This window comes from Aliamphritea spongicola (assembly GCF_017051665.1).
GTDB lineage: Bacteria > Pseudomonadota > Gammaproteobacteria > Pseudomonadales > Balneatricaceae > Amphritea > Amphritea spongicola.
On sequence record NZ_JAFIDL010000003.1, the window covers coordinates 607159 to 627659 of the forward strand.

Below are 20501 nucleotides of genomic sequence, written 5' to 3' on the forward strand. Positions count from 1 at the left end.
CCGAACAGAAAAGGAGTAACCGGGTGTCAGAGCGTTTAAAGCAGTTTGCTTATATCAGTCATGAGTTGCTGGATTTTCAGGAAGAGGATTTGCGCGGCTTACTGATGCAGTCACGCAAGAAAAATAAAGATATGGGCCTGACTGGTCTGTTGTTATTTGATAAGCCGGTTTTTATGCAGGTTCTGGAAGGGCCGGTGGCGTCCATTGATCAGATCATTGCAGATATCCGGGCGGATGAACGGCATCATTCGATGGATATCATTTATACCAACGATGATTTGAAGGACCGTGAATTTGGCAACTGGCGCATGGGGTGCCGGATTCTCGGAAACCGTACCCGCGACGATTATGCTCAGCTGGATAACCGTATTCGTCGTTTACTCAGTGTCGGCCGGCCTAACGGTCAGTTAGCCCATCAGCTTCTGGTGGAGTTTCATGCAATGAAGGATGCGTTTCTGGATTTGTAGTGCATGATACGTTTTATATGGCTGATAAAACGATGATAGTCCGCAGGTTGAAGGAATCTGCGGATAAACTCCCGGACCGCATAAGGCATATTTTACAAAGCTCAGTTTTTACAAAGCTCAGCTGTTCAACTTTTTAATCGCAAAACCGTATCCTGTTGCGCCATACAGTCACCAACATCCATTCAGCTTTAGTTGTGGGCTTTTGCATCGTTAAACATGCTTTATTTCAGGCTTCTGACTCCGATTTAGTATCGCAAACTTGCCTTTTTAATCAGTTGATTACATATTAGCCGCCCCAGGTGTTTCCGGAACCATTCAGACGGTTTGTATTGTATTAGTTCACCTGGTTTTTCACTGGACATTAAATGGAAATTGTATGAAAAAAGTGCATTATCTTTATCTGTCATTACTCGGGTTGTTCTTGCCAAACATCGTTCTAGCCCATCAGGCAACCCAGGTTAATGGCTTCATTTCAGGCCTGAGTCATCCGGTACTCGGTTTTGATCATTTACTGGCGATGATCAGTGTTGGCATTTTAAGTGCGCAGATTGGAGGCCGTGCTATCTGGACGGTGCCTGCCACTTTTGTAGTGGTTATGCTGATTGGCGGGATATTAGGAATGCAGGGCGTTCCGTTTATTTCTGTTGAATTAGGTATCGCTGCGTCTGTACTGGCTCTGGGTGTTGCGCTTGCTGCTGCAAAGAAGATGCCTCAGGGGCTGGCGATGGTGTTTGTTGGCTTCTTCGCACTGTTCCATGGTCATGCACATGGTACCGAGATGCCTCAGCTGGCACAGGCTGAGCTGTACGCACTTGGATTCGTCCTGGGTACCGCAGGTATTCACATTGCAGGCGTTTTAGTGGGTGGTTCCTCCCGGTTTGTACCTCATGGGGTTCAGCTATTGCGCTATATTGGTGCGGGTATCGCCGGTATTGGCTTCTATCTGGTTGCTGTGTAAACCGCCGTTTATTGCAGATGAATCATTTCGCAAAGCGGGGCATTAAGCCCCGCTTTTTTTCGCCTTCAGTTAATGCTCAGGCTCAGTTGAGTATCAAAGTCAGACTTTCCGAATATCCACAAAGGTATCGTAGTAGGCTGCACCGTCGCCGATATCCGTTCGGCTGTGGTTGCTGATCAGCGCGTTCACCGTCAGGCCGGTAGGGCTGGTATGGCACCAGGCGCCTTTATCAACGAGAACTACGCCTTTTGCGACGGCATCGGTCAGCTTAGCCTGCACTTGCACCTCTCCCAGATGATTACTGATGATCAGGCCGTCACCGTCTGTGATGTTCAGCTGTTCGGCATCCGCCGGGTTCAGTTCCAGAGTCTGCAGGCCGTCAGAGGCTGTATTGCCGCCGAAGGTAGCGTTAGTACGTTTATCCGAGGCGGGTGACAGCAGTTGGTAAGCCCCGTTGCCGCGGATGGATTTGTACTCCGGCAGCCCCGCCTGATAGCTGTCTTCCAGCGCTGCAGAGTAGAGCTCTGCTTTGCTACTCGGCGTTGTCAGTGTCCGGTTACTCAGCCAGCGGAAATCCGCATTCTGCATAGACATTGCCTGATCTGTTGGCAGCTGCCGCACGCTGTTGATGCCGTGCTTTTCTTCCGTCAGTCTGAATGCCTGATCAAGCAGGTTGTCGTCGCTGGTGCGGAACTCCGGGTCGGTGAAACCAAATTTTGCTGCTAACCGGCGGAAAATTTCCGTGTTGGGCAGGGCTTCACCCACCGGCGGGATCACCGGTTCTGCCCGCTGCAGATAACCGTGACCGTAAGCAGAGTAAGCATCATGATGCTCAAAGTGAGTTGCGGCAGGCAGAATGACATCGGCGTATTGCATGCTGTCATTCATTTCCACATCACAACCGGCGATGAACAGGTCTTCATTTTTCAGTGCGCTGATCATTTTGTGCTGGTCAGGGTGGGTGGCGACCGGATTATGGTTATAGATGAATACCGCTTTTACCGGGGTGTCGCTGCCGGTATCCAGCAAGTGATCAGACACTTCGATGATGTTGAATTCCCGCTGTGTGGCTGCGTTGTCTTCGGTGACGTCTGTTAACTGAGAGCTGCCTGGAAACAGCGAACCATAGCTGCCGATTACACCGTTACCTGCTTTGCCCAGTGTGCCAAACAGCAGCGGGAAGCTGTAGGCCGCCCGGCATGCTGCGCCACCATTGCGGGTCCGTTCCAGTCCAACCCCTACGTTGACGGTGATGCTTTCGGCAGCCGTCAGCAGAGTCACCAGCTGTTCTGCAGCATCCGGTGATATCCCGCAGATATTTTCCAGATCGGTGGCCAGATAGCCGGCGGCATTTTCCAGATAAGCATCGAGACCGGTTGTCAGTTCTGTCAGGTTGTCGGTATCAATTTTTCCGGCAGCAGCAAGCCGGGCGGTGAGGTAGAGTGCGAGGCTGACATCGCTGCCCGGCGTGACCTGCAGATAGAGGTCTGCCTGCCGGGCAACCTGTGTGCGGTGCGGGTCAATGACAACCAACTTGGCACCGCGTTGTCTGGCCCGCTTAATGGTGCGCATGAAGTGCAGGTTAGCGACGCTGACGTTACATCCCCAGATCAGTATCAGATCGGCAAACTCCGCCTGTTGCGGGGGTATTCCCGGGCTACTGTTGCCGTAAAGTGAGCGGTAAGACAGAGACCGTACGCCGCCGCAAAGCGGGCCACGGTTCAGCTGTGTGCCCCCCAGTTTTTTAAAGAAGCGTACGTCCATCGAGCCGCCGGACAGTTGGCCGTGGGGGCCTGCATAGTTAAATGGCAGCACGCTGGCGCTGCCATGGGTTTCAATTGCCTGACTCAGTCCTTTATGAACCCGGTCCAGTGCTTCATCCCAACTGATTTGACGGTACTGGCCACTGCCTCTTGGTCCGGTACGCAACAGCGGGTGTCGCAGCCGGCGGGGGCCGTGTACAAAGTCAGGGTAATAGCGGGCAACCTTGGTGCAGATGCTGCCTTCGGTGAGCGGGTTGACCTGCGAGCCGCGGATTTTGGTGATTTCGTTGTCGGTAACGGTGACTTTCAGGCTGCAGGTATCCGGGCAGTCCAGCGGACAAACGCTGAGTTTTTCCTGTATTTGAGGTGTATTGCTCTGTGTAGGACTGGTCATTTGGCGATCCATCTTTATTGTTTTATGCCGAGTATTGTATGAGTAACTGTACGTGGAAATTGGATACCCTATAAGGCCCACTTAGTCAGTAAAAAAAGGACCCACCTTTAATGGCTGAAAGTGGCGGTCTAGCTGGCCGCTTCGGTTCATACGCAAATGTCATAATTCTCCGGAGCTGTAGCGGTGTTAGTCTGAGCTACACTCCGGTAATATCCTGTTAAACAGGTAGTTACCGGGGAAAGGCTGTGGATGTTGGTGAACGGTTAAAAGCAATTCGTAAGTTGAAGGGAATTTCCCAGCGGGAACTGGCCAAGCGGGTTGGCGTGACTAACAGCACGATTTCGATGATCGAAAAAAACGGTGTCAGTCCGTCCGTGAGTTCGCTGAAGAAGGTGCTGAGCGGCATTCCGATTTCTATCGGTGATTTCTTTACACTGGATCTGGCTAATATCCAGCCGGATCTGGCGGTGTTTCCCGCGGATAAAATGCCGGAGGTGGGGAATACGCAGTGGAGCCGGAAGCTGGTAGGTGCCGGAGTGATGCAGCGCCTGGCTGATTTTACCCGTGAACGGTTTGCCCCGGGGGCTGACAGTGGTTCTGAAATGCTGCAGAGTAGCGGTGAGAAAACCGGGGTGGTTGTTCAGGGCAGTATTGAGCTGACGGTGGGTTTTCAGGTGTACGAATTGCAGGCCGGTGACGGTTTCTGTTTTGACAGCAGCCGGCCGCACCGCTTCAGAAATACCGGAACTTCAGAGTGTGAGCTGTGTGTGGTCAATGTGCCTTTACCGGCTAAGCTGCACCAGCCGGGAATGTCTTAGTCCGGATAAAAAAACGGGCTGGCAGGGGATCGCCCCGCAGCCCGTGAAGCCCCGGAATGTCCGGGAGCGGGTGGCTCTCACCCCGTTTTCTTTGTGCCTGTTCAGGCAAACATTTCTTCTGCGGTTTCCCGCAATACTTTCACTAACTGGTCAATCTGCTCCGGTTCGATAGTTAGTGGCGGAGAGAAGGCGACAATGTTGCCCATGGTTCTGACCATGACGCCCCGTTTAAAGCAGTTCTTCTGAAAGTCCAGACCGATTGGACCGTTGGCGGCGACGCTGGCATCAAACTGTACCGCTCCCACTAAACCGTAGTTGCGGATGTCTATTACTTTTGGTGCGTCTTTCAGGCTGTGCAGGGCATCAGCAAAGTAATCGCCAATCGCACCTCTGGCGCGGGTGAGCAGCTGTTCTTCATCATAGATATCCAGAGTGGCCAGGCCGGCAGCGCAGGCAACCGGGTGAGCTGAATAGGTATAACCGTGATAGAACTCGATGCCGCCGGGCGTGGCGTTATCGACGATCTGGTCATGGATATGATCACTGACGAATACAGCGCCCAGCGGCATAACGCCGTTGGTAATGCCCTTGGCGGAGGTAATCATGTCCGGGGTGACGCCGAATTCGGTGGCGGCGAAAGGCGAGCCCAGCCGGCCCCAGCCGGTGATGACCTCATCAAAAATCAGCAAAATGTCATGTTTTGTACAGATGTCGCGGATGCGCTGCAGATAGCCTTCCGGCGGCATGATGACACCGCCAGCGCCGCTTATCGGTTCGATAATAACCGCCGCAATGGTGTCGGCGTTATGGAAGTTAATCAGGGCTTCCAGTGCATCTGCCTTGCTCAGATCCTCTGCAGGTAAGCCACGGCTGAAGGCGTTTTTCTCTATATCCAGTGTGTGGGGTAAATGGTCTGTTTCCAGTAACGGACCGAAGCCGGTACGGTTAGGTGTAAGACCACCCACAGAAATACCACCGAAGTTGACCCCGTGATAGGCCATTTCCCGGCCAATGAGCTTGAACTTGCCGCTCTTGCCTCTGGATTGCTGATATTGCAGGGCAATTTTCAGTGCAGATTCTACCGCTTCAGATCCGGAGTTAGTGAAGAATACCTTGTTAAGCGGGTCCGGGGTGTACTGCACTAGGCGGTTGGCAAATTCAAATCCGATGCTGTGGCCAAAGTTGAACGGTGAAGCGTAATCCAGGCTTCGTAGCTGACGGTTGACGGCATCAGCAATCTGATGGCGGCCGTGGCCAGCGTTTACGCACCACAGGCCAGCCGTTGCATCCAGAATGGGTTGCTGTTGTTCATTGAAGTAGTAATTACCTTCAGCCCGGTCCAGCAGGCGGGGCTGTTGTTTGAAGTCTTTGTTTGCCGTAAAGGGCATCCAGAAGGCATCCATGTTGATAGCAGTCATACGGCAACCTTTTTATTTTAGTGGTCATAATATGCTGCTTATTATCGGGCCAGCGGTGCCGGTGATGTATCCCCTTAGTGAGTGATTGAAGCGTGTCTGTAATCCGGGGCTATGATGAATTGTCCGGGGATGTTGCTGCAAGGGTAGCTGAGTTAGTATGTGTGCGGTCGAAAAGGGGTTATGTGACGTCAGTAATGCGAATAAGGAATAAAGTTAATGTTAGCTGAGCCACAGATGTTACTGACGGTTTTGCTGGTGTTTATGTTCGCCGGCACGGTTAAAGGTGTTGTAGGGCTTGGCTTGCCAACAGTCAGTCTGGCTCTGTTGCTGCTGGTGTCGGATTTACCGACGGCAATGGCGTTGCTGCTGGTACCTTCTTTTGTGACGAATGTCTGGCAGGCCCTGAGTCGGGGTGACGGTGAAGCGGGGCAGACTGCAAGGGTCTGGCGCCGTGTCTGTTACTTTATGTTACCGGCCACACTGATGATATGGCTGGGTGGGCAGGCGTTACTGTATGTGGACTTTACTTATCTCACCCGCTTGCTGGGAGTGTTATTGATTCTGTACGGCATTACCGGGCTGGCGGGGATGCGACTCGATATAAACCGGCTCTCTGCCGGTTGGCATTCACCACTGGCGATACTGGTGGGAAGCATTAATGGTGTACTGACCGGCATGACCGGCTCCTTTACTGTGCCAGGGGTGATGTACCTGCAAGCACTGAATTTATCCCGTGATGAGTTAATGCAGGCGATGGGTATGCTGTTCAGCCTGTCTTCCCTGGGGCTGGCGATTTCCCTGCAGGGTAATGGCATGCTGACGGTTGAGAATGGAGTGATGTCTGTGGCCGGGCTGTTGCCGGCAATGGCCGGGATGTTTCTGGGCCAAAAGATTCGTCGAAGGCTGTCGGCAGAGGCGTTTAAAAAGGCGCTGTTTATCGCGCTGTTTTTACTGGGACTGTATATCCTGATTTGAGGGGAACGGCCATTCAGAGCAGACTGAATGGCCGTTAGATTATATATTCAGGTGCCGAGCAGTTGTTTGCCTTTGGCGCTGAATTTATCCATCTCTTCCTGCGGTACAAATAAGCCGCCGGTGGTCCACAGCAGATGAGTACTGTTATCAAGTTTTTCGCTCAGTTGCATATTGTTCAGATAAGCCTGTCCTGCTGCTGTGTTGGTCAGCATGTCCGGGCCGGTGAAGCCTGCCGCCGCAGAAGGTTCGATTGAAATGCCTTCGTGCTGTTGCAACTGATAGAGGAATTTGAACAGCCGGTCATCTTCAACGGTGAATACGCCATCCAGCAGGGTACGCATCATTTCGCATACCCAGGGGGAGGCTTTGCTCACTGCCAGTCCGTCGGCTTCGGTGGCAACTTTCAGACCGAAGTCATAGACGCTTTCGATTTCTGTGTTTTCCGGCGCCTGCATGCCCACCAGTACGCAGGGGGCTTCAACTGGCTCGGCAAAGAAGCAGTGAACATGGGGGCCGAGTATCAGGCGAAGGCCGTAGGCGATACCGCCCGGAGCGCCGCCGACACCGCAGGGCAGGTAAACAAATAGCGGATGTTCAGCGTCGACGCTGATGTCAGCATCCTTAAGCTGTTGCTGTAAACGCAGGGCGGCAACGGCGTAACCGGTGAACAGTTGCTGAGAGTTTTCGTCATCGACAAAGTAGCTGTTCGGATCAGCATCGGATTCAGCCCGGCCGGCGGCAACTGCTGCGCTGTAGTCATCTTTGTGTTCGACCACTTTAACACCGCGTTTACGCAGGCGGGTTTTCTTCCATTCTTTGGCTTCAACCGACATATGTACGGTGGCTTTAAAGCCCAGTGCGGCACTGATGATGCCGATACTCAGCCCCAGATTGCCGGTGCTGCTGACGGCAACTTCGTATTGGCTGAACAGGGTTTTAGCCGGTTCTGATAGAAGCTTCAGATAATCGTCGTCAGTGTCTGTCAGAATGCCATGTTCCAGCGCCAGGTTTTCACTGTGGCACAGTACTTCATAAATACCACCGCGGGCTTTTACCGAACCGGCGACTGGCAGGGCGTGGTCGCCTTTAATAAACAGCTGGCCGGTCAGTGCAGGGAATACGTTTGCTTGCAAGGTCGGGACCGGAAGTAAACCGGATTCGATAAGGCCACCGGCTTCCTGAAGTTCCGGGAACAGTTGCGTCAGTAACGGGGCAAAACGGCGCAGCCGGTTATCGGCATTGCGGATGTCATCAATAGTGAGTGGCAGGCCGGCATCAAAGCTGGCCTGGCGGTGCGGGTTTACCCACAAAAAAGGACTGCCCAGGCGAATCTGGCCGGCAGTATCAGCGGACGGGTGCATTGTGTGTCTTCTTTTACAGGTTAGCGCGGGTGGCTCGGGCTGATCGGCAGAGACAGGGTTTCTTTCACTTCTTCCATGACGATGTAGCTCTTGGAGTTTTTCACGCCAGGAAGCGTCAGCAGCATTTCACCCAGCAGCGCCCGGTATTCAGACATGTCGGCAATGCGTGCCTTGATCAGGAAGTCGGCATCACCGGATACCAGATGGCATTCCTGTACATAAGGAAGGGTGGCAACGGCCTGATTAAATTTCTGGAAGGCATCCGGCGACTGGTAAGAAAGGGATATCTCAACAAATACCAGCATACCGAACCCCATTGCCTGAGGATCAATGCGGGCGTAATAGCCCTGGATCAGACCGTCTTTCTCTAAACGCTTCACCCGTTCCATGCAGGGAGTGGTACTCAGACCCACTGTATCTGCCAGATCTACATAGCTGATCCGGCCATTTTTTTGCAGGGTGTTAAGGATATTCAGGTCAATTTTATCCAGCTTGCGTTTGAGATGGTTTTTAGTCAGAGCCATAAGATTTTCTACTTTTTGAATCCTGAAGGGTTATAAACCTGAAAATTTACGTATTACAAAATAATAAACTACGAAAGCTGCAATATACTAGCTGAAAAGTTTGTTAGCAAATTTTTTGCTTTGGAAGTCGAGAGGCTCGGGTGGGGTGCAGCGGCTGTTAAGTATAGCCCTGACAGATAGTTTAACCGATCTTTCAGGTGGATTCCTTTGATTCATAAAGGTTCCTGAAAGTTAGTTGCCTGTATCTGTTTGCCCCTCTGCAGGCTCCAGTTAATTATAAAAATAGTAAAAGGTAGTGCAATGCAGATTGTTATTTTGGGCAGTGGCGTCATTGGCGTCACCAGCGCGTGGTATTTAGCCAAAGAAGGTCACGAAGTTACTGTTGTTGACCGTCAGGGTGCACCGGCTATGGAAACCAGCTTTGGTAATGCCGGTCAGATTTCTCCGGGCTATTCTGCTCCCTGGGCTGCACCGGGTGTGCCATTGAAAGCGATCAAGTGGATGATGCAGGACCTTGCTCCACTGATGATCAACCCTAAAGTAAATGCCAACACCCTTAAGTGGATGACCAAAATGTTGGCAAACTGTAATCAGAGTTCCTATCACGTTAACAAGGCCCGCATGATGCGTCTGGCTGAGTACAGCCGTGACTGTTTCCGTGATCTGCGTGCGGAAATGGATATTGATTATGAGCAGCGTACCGGCGGTACTCTGCAACTGTTCCGTACCCAGAAGCAGGTGGATGCGGCGGCAAAAGATATTGCAGTGCTGGAAGAGTGCGGTGTTGATTACGAAGTACTGGACAGCGATGGCTGTGTCAGCCGTGAACCGGCACTGGGTCAGGTGAAAGAAAAGATTGTCGGTGGCTTGCGTTTACCGGGTGATGAAACCGGCGATTGCTTCAAATTCACCAACGCTCTGGCGGAAGAGTGTAAGAAGCTGGGCGTTAAATTCATGTTCGACACGGATATTGAAGGTCTGCTGAGCGATGACACCCAGATCGTGGGTGTTAAAACCAGTAAAGGCACGCTGACTGCTGACCGTTATCTGATGTGTATGGGCAGCTACTCAACCCTGCATCTGGCGAATGTCGGTGTGGTTGTGCCGGTTTACCCGATCAAGGGTTATTCTCTGACACTGCCAATCATTGATGAAACTAAAGCACCGGTTTCCACCATTATGGATGAAACCTACAAAGTTGCTGTAACCCGTTTTGAAGACCGCATCCGGGTTGGCGGTACTGCTGAAATTACCTCTTACAATACCGATCTGATGGAAAAGCGTCGCCGTAATGTTGAGCATACGGTGTCGGATCTGTTCCCGGGCGGTGGTGATGTGGCTAAGGCTGAGTTCTGGACCGGCCTGCGTCCGATGACACCGGACGGCACACCAATTCTGGGTGGCACCCGTTACCCTAACCTGTACCTGAATACCGGTCACGGTACCCTGGGCTGGACGATGTCTCTGGGTTCCGGCAAGTTTGTTGCCGATGTTATCTGCGGTAAGCAAACGGATATCGATCCGGAAGGTATGTCTGTGGCCCGTTACGGTCACAAATAAGCGGATTAACCGGTCGCACAGGGGCAGATTATTCCCTGTGCGCTGCGGTTTTTAGCCGCTATAATCCAGCTTCTCATAGGTTCTGTGCCGGCCTGACGGTATCTGTCAGGTCAGTAATTTATATTTTTTAAGGAGCAGTAAAATGCCTACAAAAACAATTATCGCGACTGAAAAAGCGCCTTCTGCCATCGGTACGTATTCTCAGGCAGTTAAAGTTGATAACACTGTATACATTTCCGGTCAGATTCCTCTGAACCCTGAAACTATGCAGGTTGAAGACATGGCGTTCGAAGCGCAGGCTGTTCAGGTGTTTGAAAACATGAAGGCCATCGCAGAAGAAGCAGGTGGCTCTATGAATGATATCGTTAAAGTGACTATCCTGCTGAGCGACCTGGCTAACTTTGCACAGGTTAATGAAGTAATGGCCCGTTACTTCTCTGAGCCATACCCTGCACGTGCTGCTTACGCGGTTAAAGCACTGCCTAAGGATGTGGACATCGAAGTTGAAGCCATCATGGTGGTTGGTTAATTTCGCAGTCGTTTACGTCAGGCGCTGATGCAGTGTCTGACCGGTAAACACGCAATAAACCGGCCGGGATTGTTTCAGGCCGGTTTTTTTATTTCAGACTCCCGATGACAATGCCGGAGTCTGGCTGATTTAAGGTAATAAGAACATATGAGTCGTGCTGCCAAAATTCGTGTAGACCTGGATGCCATCCGGCATAACTTTCGTCTGGCCCGTTCCCTGAGCCCAAGCAGCAATGCTGCGGCGATTATTAAAGCCAATGCTTATGGCCATGGTGCTGTTGAAGTGGCTAAAGCACTGGAAAGCGAAGCGGATGCTTTCGGTGTTGCCTGTATTGAAGAAGGTGTTGAGCTGGTGGAAGCCGGTATCAGCAAGCCGGTTCTGCTGCTGGAAGGTTTTTTTGAAGCCAGTGAACTGGAATACATCAGTGACAACGGTATGTGGACAGCTATCCACAGCCTGCAGCAGATTGATGTACTGGCCGAAGCCAAGCTGAGCAAGCCTGTTAAAGTCTGGCTGAAAATGGATTCCGGCATGCACCGTCTGGGTGTCGCTCCGGAAGATTATCAGTTGGCGTACCAGCGTTTGACTGCACTGGATAATGTGTCCGATGTGATTCTGATGAGCCACTTCGCCAGTGCCGATGATCCGAATGACAGCATGACCATTAAGCAAATGGAAATCTTTGATGCCCACACTCAGGGCATTGATGCGCCAAACAGTATTGCTAACTCTGCCGGTATTCTGGAGTGGGGCGATGCCCGCCGTGACTGGTTACGCCCGGGCCTGATGCTGTACGGTGCGACACCGTTTGAACAGGCGCAGGAAAATGCTGACAAGCTGATTCCGGCAATGACACTGACCTCTGAAGTGATTGCTGTACGTGATGTGCAGCCGGGTGAAACCGTTGGTTACAGCGGCACCTGGACGCCGGAAGAAGGTGTTGCCCGAGTGGGTACTGTGGCGCTGGGTTATGCGGACGGTTATCCCCGTTATGCGGGTACCGGCACGCCGGTTCTGGTAAACGGTCAGCGTTCACGCATTATCGGCCGGGTATCCATGGATATGCTGGCAATTGATCTGACCGGTATTGAAGGTGCAGATGTTGGTACCGAAGTGGAATTCTGGGGTAAGAACCTGAAAGCGTCTGAAATCGCTGGTTATGCCGGTACGATTCCATATACTCTGTTTACCGGCATTACCCGCCGGGTACACAAAGAGTATGTGAACAAGTAATCTGCAGAAATGACAGATAATAAAAAAGGAGCCGGTGGCTCCTTTTTTTGTTTGTACTGTTTGGTACGGTGTCTCAGCTGATCAGGCTTCTTTAGCCAGTGCCAGTGCGGCGTCATTCAGAGGGGTGGTGTCGTCCACGTTTTTAGCCTGCATATCTGCATGGTAAGAAGAACGGACCATTGGGCCGCTGGCGACACTCTTGAAGCCAAGCTCATAGCCCAGTACTTCATATTCCTTGAATTCTTCCGGTGTAACATAACGTTCTACAGCCAGGTGGTGCTTGGTTGGCTGAAGGTACTGACCAATAGTGATCATGTCTACGTTATGGCTGCGCAGGTCACGCATCACTTGAAGAATTTCTTCCTTGGTTTCACCCAGGCCGACCATCAGGCCAGACTTGGTATCCACCTGTGGATGGCGATCTTTGAACTGTTTCAGCAAATCTAATGACCACTGGTAATCAGCTCCCGGGCGTACCTGCTTATACAGACGCGGTACGGTTTCCAGGTTGTGATTAAGAACGTCCGGCGCGTGTTCACTGAGGTTATCCAGTGCCACTGCCATGCGGCCACGGAAGTCCGGTACCAGCAGTTCAACTTTGAGATTAGGGTTCAGCGCTCTTGCTTCCTTAACACATTCGGCAAAATGGCCGGAACCGCCGTCACGCAGATCGTCCCGGTCAACAGAGGTGATTACGACGTAGCGTAAGCCCAGCTTGTTGATGGTTTCAGCAACGTTTCTTGGCTCTTCAGGGTCAAGCAGCATAGGCTTGCCGTGAGCCACGTCACAGAACGGGCAGCGACGGGTGCAGATAGCACCCATGATCATCAGTGTGGCGGTTTTGTGGCTGAAACATTCAGCCAGGTTAGGGCAGGAGGCTTCTTCACACACGGTATGCAGTTTCAGGTCACGAAGCTGCTTCTTTACTTTTTTTACGTTGGCATTGGATTGCGCATCGATGCGGATCCATTTCGGTTTTCGCAGGCGCTCACGGCTCGGGTCCGGTTTGATCTTCAAACGGGCCATCTTGGATTCGCCTTTTAAATCTTTAAGTGCCGGCAATTCCTGAACAGGGATAAGCTCCATAGCGGTTACCTATGCAAAGTTAAAACAAGAAAAAAAGAGAGCCAGGGTATTGCAGGCGTAGCTGAGAGGCAAGCTCGCTCACGAGGCTCTAAAAATATGCCCTAGAGACTAAGGCATTTGCTTCGGAAGTGCATAATCTCACCGAGTGTGACCCCGGTGAGACTGTTAACCGCGATAGTAGCGTTGTTCGATGAATGGCGCTTTGGACACCACCATAGGCAAAGCTTTACCGCGGACGTTAGCATATACTTCAGTGCCCAGGGCTGCGTGCGCAGTTGCGACATAACCCATAGTAATTGGAACACCCAGAGTCGGTCCGAAAGAACCGCTGGTTACTACGCCGATCTTGTTACCTTCCGCGTCGGTGATTTCAGCGCCTTCACGGATTGGTGCTTTACCCTGAGCAATCATGCCAACGCGCTTGCGGCTGATGTTCTTGGTTGCGATCTGTTCGAAGATGATGTCAGCGCCAGGGAAGCCGCCAGCACGCTCACCGTCTGCACGGCGGCACTTGCTGATAGCCCACAGCAGGCTGCCTTCAACAGGAGTAGTGGTCTGGTCCAGGTCGTGGCCATACAGGCACAGGCCTGATTCCAGACGCAGAGAGTCACGGGCACCCAGGCCGATTGGCTCAACTTCAGGTTCAGCCAGAATACGGCGAACCAGTGCTTCAGCCTGATCGCTTGGGATAGAGATTTCGTAGCCGTCTTCGCCGGTGTAACCGGAGCGGCTGATCAGGCAGTCAACGCCGTCAATGGTCAGTGCACGGGAATCCATGAATACCAGGTCGTGTACTTCAGGGCAGATGCGACCCAGTGCTTCAGCAGCCTTCAGGCCCTGCAGAGCGACCAGAGAGCGGTTTTCCATTACTTCCAGGGTTACACCGTCAGACAGGTTAGCCTGCAGGTGAGCGATGTCCTGCTCTTTGCAGGCAGCGTTTACAACCAGGTACAGGTGATCACCGTAGTTAGCAACCATCAGGTCGTCCATGATGCCGCCTTCTTCGTTGGTGAACAGCGCGTAACGCTGCTTGCCAACCGGCAGATCAATAATGTCTACAGGTACCAGCTTTTCCAGTACCGCTGCAGCATTTTCACCAACCAGCTTTACCTGACCCATGTGAGAAACATCAAACAGACCGGCGTTATCACGGCAGTGCAGGTGTTCTTTCTTCACGCCTAATGGGTACTGAACAGGCATATCATAACCCGCGAAAGGTACCATTTTCGCGCCCAGTTCCAGGTGCAGGTCATACAAAGCTGTTTTGTGCAGTTCAGACATTGCTATCTCCGATAGATGCATGGCAGCCAGTGGCAGGCCATTGCGGTTGTACAAATACTGCGGTCAGTCAGTAAACCGACCGCGGCTTATTCAGATTTATGGGAAATACACTATTCAGTGAAAGGCTGAAGGTAATGCATTTTCCATAAATCAGCCTTAGCCTGGATCAGGATAAGGCTGAGGGGATCAGGTAACCGCAGTTACCTGACCGGATACGGATTAACCGTTTTGTTTCTCTGCGTTCTCTGCTTTCTCAGCGAAGAATTCCCGGGTCAACTTGAATACGATCGGGCTCAACAGTGCCAGAGCGATCAGGTTAGGAATTGCCATCATAGCGTTCAGCGTATCCGCTACCAGCCAGATGAAGTCCAGGCTAACTACTGCACCTACAGGTACTGCAATGATCCACAGTACACGGTAAGGCTTAACCGCTTTCACACCGAACAGATATTCGACAGAACGCTCACCGTAGAAAGACCAGCCGATGATTGTAGTGAAGGCGAAGATAGCCAGAGAGATTGCAATCAGGTAGTTACCCAGACCAGGCAGAGCACTTGCGAATGCCGCAGATGTCAGCGCTGCACCGGATACACCTGAAGTCCACTCACCGGAAGTGATGATTACCAGACCAGTGATAGAACAGATGATCAGTGTATCAATGAATGTACCCAGCATTGCTACCAGACCCTGACGAACAGGACTCTTGGTTTGCGCAGCAGCGTGTGCAATTGGCGCAGAACCCAGACCGGCTTCGTTAGAGAATACACCACGTGCAACACCGAAGCGGATCGCCATCCACACAGCAGCACCAGCGAAGCCACCTTCAGCAGCAGTACCAGTGAACGCGTGAGTGAATACCATGTCCAGAGCAGCAGGGATCGCTTCAGAGTTGATACCCAGAACGATCAGACCAGCAGTCAGGTAAGCGATTGCCATGATAGGTACCAGAGAACCGGCAACGTTACCGATACGCTTGATACCACCGATCAGTACCAGACCAACCAGAACCATCAGAACCACACCTGTAACCCAGGTAGGGATGCTGAAGTTAGCGTGGATAACGTCTGCAACAGAGTTAGACTGTACAGTGTTACCGATACCGAAAGCAGCTACCGCAGCGAATACTGCGAAAACAGTACCCAGCCAGGCCCACTTGTTGCCCAGGCCGTTTTTGATGTAGTACATCGGGCCACCAACATGGTTGCCTTCTTCGTCTACTTCACGGTATTTAACCGCAAGAACAGCCTCGGAGTACTTGGTAGCCATACCTACCAGAGCAGTACACCACATCCAGAACAGGGCGCCAGGGCCACCCAGAAATACCGCTGTAGCAACACCAGCAATGTTACCGGTACCTACAGTCGCAGAAAGCGCAGTCATCAGCGCCTGAAATGGAGAGATCTCGCCCTCTTTTTCTTCACCCTCTTCGCTGGTACGGCCTTTCCAAAGAAGGCTGAAACCTGTACCCAGCTTAAGGATTGGCATCAGACGTAAACCTAACATCAGGAATAAGCCGACACCTAAGATCAAGACCAGCATCATTGGACCCCAAACGATGCTATTAATCTCACCAATAATCGAAGTTAACGTTTCCATAAAGGAGACTCCAGAAGGTTTTATTGTTGTTGTTAACCGACAACCCCTGGACGGGCCGACGGTTTTGAAAATCAGTTCCCGGTCAAAGCTTAGTCGATTTCTGGAGAAGTGATTCCCTCAGAAAACTTTTTGCGAAAACAGAAAATTAATTTCCAATAGGAAACAAGATACACCACAAGGAAATATTTTTCCAACCCAAAATGGCGTAAAACTTGTTCTTTGTCAGCTTTGCGGGAGATCTGTCCAGCGATTTGTCTTTAATTACAAGGGACTAAAGTCGTAGGGGGTGATGAAAAAAATCTACAAAACGACCTGAAATGGTGCATGTTTCCTAAAGTAAACGGAAAATCAGAGAATCTGTGCATCCCTGCCGGGTATCGGGGCGGTGGGGGCGCGTGTTTCTTTTTGGAAAAGTTGAGGCTTTATTGGTTTTTTGTATGAAATGTACAGGAAGGGAAGATATTGCCGGTCCGGGGAGGGCGGTTACCGGCTACCTATAATAAAGAAACAGCAGAAAGGTACTGCAATATATGAAGAAAGAATCTGACGGGAGCAGAAGTTCGGGAAGTGCGAAGCGGGTTGCTGCTTAATTAAGCAGTAACCCAAAGAACTTCGGCATCTTCTTCACTGGTGGATACCAGGGCGTGACCCATTTCGCAGTCATAGTAGGCGCTGTCGCCGGTATGCAGTTCAATAGGCTCATAGAACTCAGTGTAAAACATGATGCTGCCGCTAATCACGAACAGGAATTCTTCGCCGTCGTGACGAATCCAGTCCTGATATTCATCCCATGAGTGAGTGCGTACTGTGGTGCGGAAAGGCACCATTTTTTTGCTGCTCAGCTGAGTGGCCAGCAGTTCATGTTCATAGGTAGGCGTAGGATGAGGGCGGCCTTCACCTTTGCGGGTGATATCGCGGCGGCCACCACTGCCGGGTGCTTTCTGTTTTGGCTGGCTGAACAGCTGCGGAATATCAATGCCCAGACCTTTTACCAGCTTATTAACCGCGGTGAAGGTTGGGGAGATCTGCTCGTTTTCAATCTTAGACAGAGTAGAGCGTGCCAGGCCGGTCAGTTTACTGGCTTCTTCCAGTGTCAGGTTTTGGCTTAAGCGGATTTCGCGGACGCGCTTACCCAGTTCAAGTGGCTCAACCATTGCTTCAGCATTGGGAGACTGGGTGCTGACTTCCAGAATTTTTTCAGATTGCAGAAAAGACGGTTTCTCGGACATATATTTTTACCATAACGATCAGGGTGTTCTTGCTGAAAGTGTTACTGACAAGCGTCAGCCAATCTTCTTCAAAAACGGGTGTACAAGCATAGGTTCAAACAATAAGCACGTGTAATCACGTTGTAATTATTAAGTTAAAAACACATCTAAGTCGCTGTTTAGCAAACGCTAAGTTTGCTGCCCGTTGACCTCGACAAATCAATATGCCCTGTCAGCAATAGTACACAAGGCAGCAATCCTTGAAAAGTGAATAACCTTATAGGCGACGCGAATAGACAGAAAGGTGTCCGTTTACTCAAAAACAAGATGTTTCCTATAAGAAACTTTTTGTTGATTTTGGAAATAAGTGTTGCTAGTCTGAGAAAACTATAGTTTATGTCGCGTTGTTTCGCAGATAAGAATCAGACCGGTGTAAAGAAACACTGGCTGAACCAGCTACTTATATAAGGTAGGTGGTTGGCGATACAGATTGCAGATAAAGCCGACAGGCACATGCTGTAAGAGCTTTTTAAAAGGCTCTTTTAATAATAAGAGTGAACGTGGCACTGCCGCGCAGGTTATGACAATGCCGTTAAGTATTTTTGACTTATATAAAGTAGGTGTGGGGCCATCCAGTTCCCATACAGTTGGACCGATGGTCGCGGCAAACCGTTTCCTGGATTCACTCGAAGAATTACAGCTGATGGATCAGGTCGCCAACGTTAAGGTTGCGTTGTACGGTTCCCTGGCAATGACCGGTGTTGGTCACGCAACAGATGTTGCAACCATGGTGGGCCTGTTAGGCGAAGCACCGGATACAGTGGATCCGGATTTGATTCCACAGTATATCCGCGAGATTGAAGAGCAGGGTGTGATTCGTCTGGCGGGTACACACACAGTACCTTTTATTAAGTCTGAACATCTGCCGTTTCATTTTGGCGAGTCTTTGCCCAAGCATCCTAACGGAATGCGTTTCTTTGCCTATGATGCCGCCGGTGTGATCTTACTTGATGCTATCTTTTATTCTGTCGGCGGTGGTTTTGTCCTGAGTGACGCCGAAGCGGATCAGCAGGGTTCCAGTGCTGAGCCTGCAGTTCAGGTGCCTTATCACTTTAATAATGGTGAGGAGCTGCTTGAATTATGCGAAAGCAACAATATGACGATTGCGGAACTGGTTCAGAAGAATGAGCTGGCGTACCACGATCAGGAAACTGTAACGGCAAAGTTGCGCCAGATCTGGGGTGTGATGGATGCCTGCATTAAGCGTGGCTGTAATGAAAAGGGTGATTTACCCGGTGGCTTAGACCTTAAACGCCGTGCACCTGTTTTATATCAAGAACTGCAGGGTGATAGTCAGGCAGCATTACAGGATCAGCTAGCAGTTATAGATTGGGTGAATCTGTTTGCCATTGCGGTAAATGAAGAAAACGCTGCCGGAGGCCGTGTTGTGACTGCGCCGACGAATGGTGCTGCCGGTGTTATTCCGGCGGTTCTGGCGTATTACGACCGTTTTGTGCCGGGTGCCAGTGAAAAGGGCATCTTTGACTTTCTGGCTACGTCAGCAGCCATTGGCATGCTGTATAAAAAGAATGCCTCTATATCGGCAGCCGAAGTGGGCTGTCAGGGTGAGATTGGTGTTGCCTGTTCTATGGCCGCCGGAGCGCTGTGCGCAGTAATGGGCGGTACCGTTCAGCAGGTTGAGAACGCTGCTGAAATCGGTATGGAACATAATCTGGGGCTTACCTGTGATCCGATTGCGGGTCTGGTACAGGTTCCCTGTATAGAGCGAAACACTATGGGAGCGGTAAAGGCGATTAACGCTGCCCGCCTGGCGCTGAGAGGCGACGGCGAGCACCACGTTTCCCTGGATTCAGTGATCGAGACCATGCGTCAGACGGGACTGGATATGCAAGATAAGTATAAAGAAACGTCCCAGGGCGGTTTGGCTGTCAACGTTGTTGCCTGTTAACAGCGGCCTGCTGATGCTGTGGAATAAAACTAAGAGCGAGTGTTAAAAATGAGTCATAACGATCAGGCCCTTGAAGCCTTTTTCAGCCAGGATCTGGCAGCTGCTGATGCCGAGCTGATGGCATCTGTCAACGAAGAGTTTGTCCGTCAGGAAAACCAGATCGAACTGATTGCTTCTGAAAACATTGTTTCAAAAGCAGTGATGCAGGCACAGGGTACTGTACTGACTAACAAGTACGCTGAAGGTTACCCGGGCCGTCGTTACTACGGTGGTTGCGAGTACGTTGATAAGGCGGAAGGTCTGGCGATTGAACGTGCTAAAGAGCTGTTCAACTGTGAATTCATTAACGTTCAGCCGCACTCTGGTGCACAGGCTAACGGTGCGGTAATGCTGGCACTGCTGCAGCCAGGCGATACTGTTCTGGGTATGTCTCTGGATGCCGGTGGTCACCTGACTCACGGTGCGCGTCCTGCACTGTCCGGTAAGTGGTTTAAAGCAGAGCAGTACGGTGTATCTGAAAAAGACTGCCGTATTGATTACGATGCGGTTGAGAAGCAGGCGGTTGAATGCCAGCCTAAGCTGATCATCGCCGGTGGTTCTGCAATCCCGCGTGAAATTGATTTTGCCCGTTTCCGTGAAATCGCTGACAAAGTTGGCGCATACCTGATGGTTGATATGGCGCACATCGCCGGTCTGGTTGCTACAGGTGTTCACCCAAGCCCGCTGCCACACGCTCACGTTGTGACAACTACCACTCACAAAACCCTGCGCGGTCCGCGTGGCGGTATGATCCTGTCCAACGATCTGGAAATCGGCAAGAAGATTAACTCTGCTGTATTCCCGGGTCTGCAGGGCGGTCCTCTGATGCACGTGATTGCTGCTAAAGCGGTTGCTTTCGGCGAAGCGCTGCGTCCTGAATTTAAAGCTTACATCCAGCAGGTTGTTGCCAATGCACAGGCGCTGGCTGAAGTAATGGTTGAGCGTGGTTGCGCGGTTGTTACCGACGGTACTGACACTCACCTGATGCTGGTTGATTTACGGCCTAAAGGCCTGAAGGGTAATGCGGTGGAAGATGCGCTTGAGCGTGCCGGTATTACCTGTAACAAGAACGGTATTCCGTTCGACTCTGAAAAACCAATGATCACGTCCGGTATCCGTCTGGGTACGCCTGCCGGTACCAGCCGTGGTTTTGGTGAAGAAGAATTCCGCTTGATCGGTAATCTGATCAACGATGTCTTGGACGGCTTAGTGGCTAACCCTGACGACAACTCTGAGGTAGAGGCCAAGGTTCGCACCCAGGTGGAAGCTTTGTGCCAGAAATTCCCTCTATACCGTTAATCTGAATATTACTTAAGGAAATT

The 20501-nt window shown here is 51.3% G+C and carries 17 protein-coding genes; 9 read left to right on the top strand and 8 right to left on the bottom strand.

What is annotated here, in order from left to right:
• Positions 1–23: 23 nt before the first annotated feature.
• Positions 24–467 carry a BLUF domain-containing protein gene (locus JYB63_RS12775; protein ID WP_205658231.1) on the top strand — a complete coding sequence of 148 codons (444 nt, stop codon included), beginning with the start codon at positions 24–26 and terminating at the stop codon, positions 465–467.
• A gap of 376 nt (positions 468–843) precedes the next feature.
• Positions 844–1425, top strand: a complete 582-nt coding sequence (locus tag JYB63_RS12780) for a HupE/UreJ family protein (RefSeq protein WP_205658232.1) — start codon at positions 844–846, stop codon at positions 1423–1425.
• Positions 1426–1524: 99 nt separating this feature from the next.
• Here the strand turns inward: JYB63_RS12780 and JYB63_RS12785 are convergent, their stop codons facing one another.
• Entirely contained in the window at positions 1525–3582 is a 2058-nt protein-coding gene (locus tag JYB63_RS12785; RefSeq protein ID WP_205658233.1) for a molybdopterin-containing oxidoreductase family protein, read from the bottom strand.
• A gap of 245 nt (positions 3583–3827) precedes the next feature.
• On the opposite strand from JYB63_RS12785, the gene JYB63_RS12790 reads away from it, so the two are divergent.
• Complete coding sequence (locus tag JYB63_RS12790; protein WP_205658234.1) at positions 3828–4400, top strand: helix-turn-helix domain-containing protein; 573 nt, start codon at positions 3828–3830, stop codon at positions 4398–4400.
• A gap of 101 nt (positions 4401–4501) precedes the next feature.
• On the opposite strand, the gene aptA is transcribed toward JYB63_RS12790, so the two are convergent.
• Positions 4502–5818, bottom strand: a complete 1317-nt coding sequence (aptA, locus tag JYB63_RS12795) for an omega-aminotransferase AptA (protein WP_205658235.1) — start codon at positions 5816–5818, stop codon at positions 4502–4504.
• 216 nt (positions 5819–6034) lie between these two features.
• On the opposite strand from aptA, the gene JYB63_RS12800 reads away from it, so the two are divergent.
• A complete protein-coding gene (locus JYB63_RS12800; protein WP_243431957.1) occupies positions 6035–6793 on the top strand; it encodes a sulfite exporter TauE/SafE family protein in 759 nt (252 codons plus the stop codon).
• A gap of 47 nt (positions 6794–6840) precedes the next feature.
• Here JYB63_RS12800 and dsdA read toward each other — a convergent pair whose 3' ends face one another.
• Both dsdA and JYB63_RS12810 read right to left on the bottom strand, forming a co-directional pair.
• Positions 6841–8154: a D-serine ammonia-lyase gene (gene dsdA, locus JYB63_RS12805; protein WP_205658236.1), complete on the bottom strand. Its 1314-nt coding sequence runs from the start codon at positions 8152–8154 to the stop codon at positions 6841–6843.
• Between the two features lie 20 nt (positions 8155–8174).
• Positions 8175–8678 carry an Lrp/AsnC ligand binding domain-containing protein gene (locus tag JYB63_RS12810; protein WP_205658237.1) on the bottom strand — a complete coding sequence of 168 codons (504 nt, stop codon included), beginning with the start codon at positions 8676–8678 and terminating at the stop codon, positions 8175–8177.
• A 300-nt stretch (positions 8679–8978) separates the two neighbouring features.
• Between JYB63_RS12810 and JYB63_RS12815 the strand changes: the two genes are divergently transcribed.
• The 3 genes from JYB63_RS12815 to alr all read left to right on the top strand — a co-directional run bounded on the left by JYB63_RS12815 (position 8979) and on the right by alr (position 12000).
• Entirely contained in the window at positions 8979–10238 is a 1260-nt protein-coding gene (locus tag JYB63_RS12815; RefSeq protein ID WP_205658238.1) for a D-amino acid dehydrogenase, read from the top strand.
• A gap of 142 nt (positions 10239–10380) precedes the next feature.
• Positions 10381–10767: a RidA family protein gene (locus tag JYB63_RS12820; RefSeq protein ID WP_205658239.1), complete on the top strand. Its 387-nt coding sequence runs from the start codon at positions 10381–10383 to the stop codon at positions 10765–10767.
• Between the two features lie 147 nt (positions 10768–10914).
• Positions 10915–12000: an alanine racemase gene (gene alr, locus JYB63_RS12825; protein ID WP_205658240.1), complete on the top strand. Its 1086-nt coding sequence runs from the start codon at positions 10915–10917 to the stop codon at positions 11998–12000.
• Positions 12001–12081: 81 nt separating this feature from the next.
• Here alr and lipA read toward each other — a convergent pair whose 3' ends face one another.
• The 4 genes from lipA to JYB63_RS12845 all read right to left on the bottom strand — a co-directional run bounded on the left by lipA (position 12082) and on the right by JYB63_RS12845 (position 17192).
• A complete protein-coding gene (lipA, locus tag JYB63_RS12830) occupies positions 12082–13086 on the bottom strand; it encodes a lipoyl synthase (RefSeq protein ID WP_205658241.1) in 1005 nt (334 codons plus the stop codon).
• A gap of 165 nt (positions 13087–13251) precedes the next feature.
• On the bottom strand, positions 13252–14367 hold the full coding sequence (gcvT, locus tag JYB63_RS12835) for a glycine cleavage system aminomethyltransferase GcvT (RefSeq protein WP_205658242.1): 1116 nt from the start codon (positions 14365–14367) through the stop codon (positions 13252–13254).
• Between the two features lie 219 nt (positions 14368–14586).
• A complete protein-coding gene (locus JYB63_RS12840; protein WP_205658243.1) occupies positions 14587–15963 on the bottom strand; it encodes an alanine/glycine:cation symporter family protein in 1377 nt (458 codons plus the stop codon).
• 590 nt (positions 15964–16553) lie between these two features.
• On the bottom strand, positions 16554–17192 hold the full coding sequence (locus JYB63_RS12845; RefSeq protein WP_205658244.1) for a helix-turn-helix domain-containing protein: 639 nt from the start codon (positions 17190–17192) through the stop codon (positions 16554–16556).
• A gap of 565 nt (positions 17193–17757) precedes the next feature.
• Here JYB63_RS12845 and JYB63_RS12850 point away from each other — a divergent pair.
• Entirely contained in the window at positions 17758–19140 is a 1383-nt protein-coding gene (locus JYB63_RS12850) for an L-serine ammonia-lyase (protein WP_205658245.1), read from the top strand.
• Between the two features lie 48 nt (positions 19141–19188).
• Positions 19189–20478 (top strand): serine hydroxymethyltransferase, encoded by a 1290-nt coding sequence (locus tag JYB63_RS12855; protein WP_205658246.1) that lies wholly within the window; start codon positions 19189–19191, stop codon positions 20476–20478.
• Positions 20479–20501: the final 23 nt, after the last annotated feature.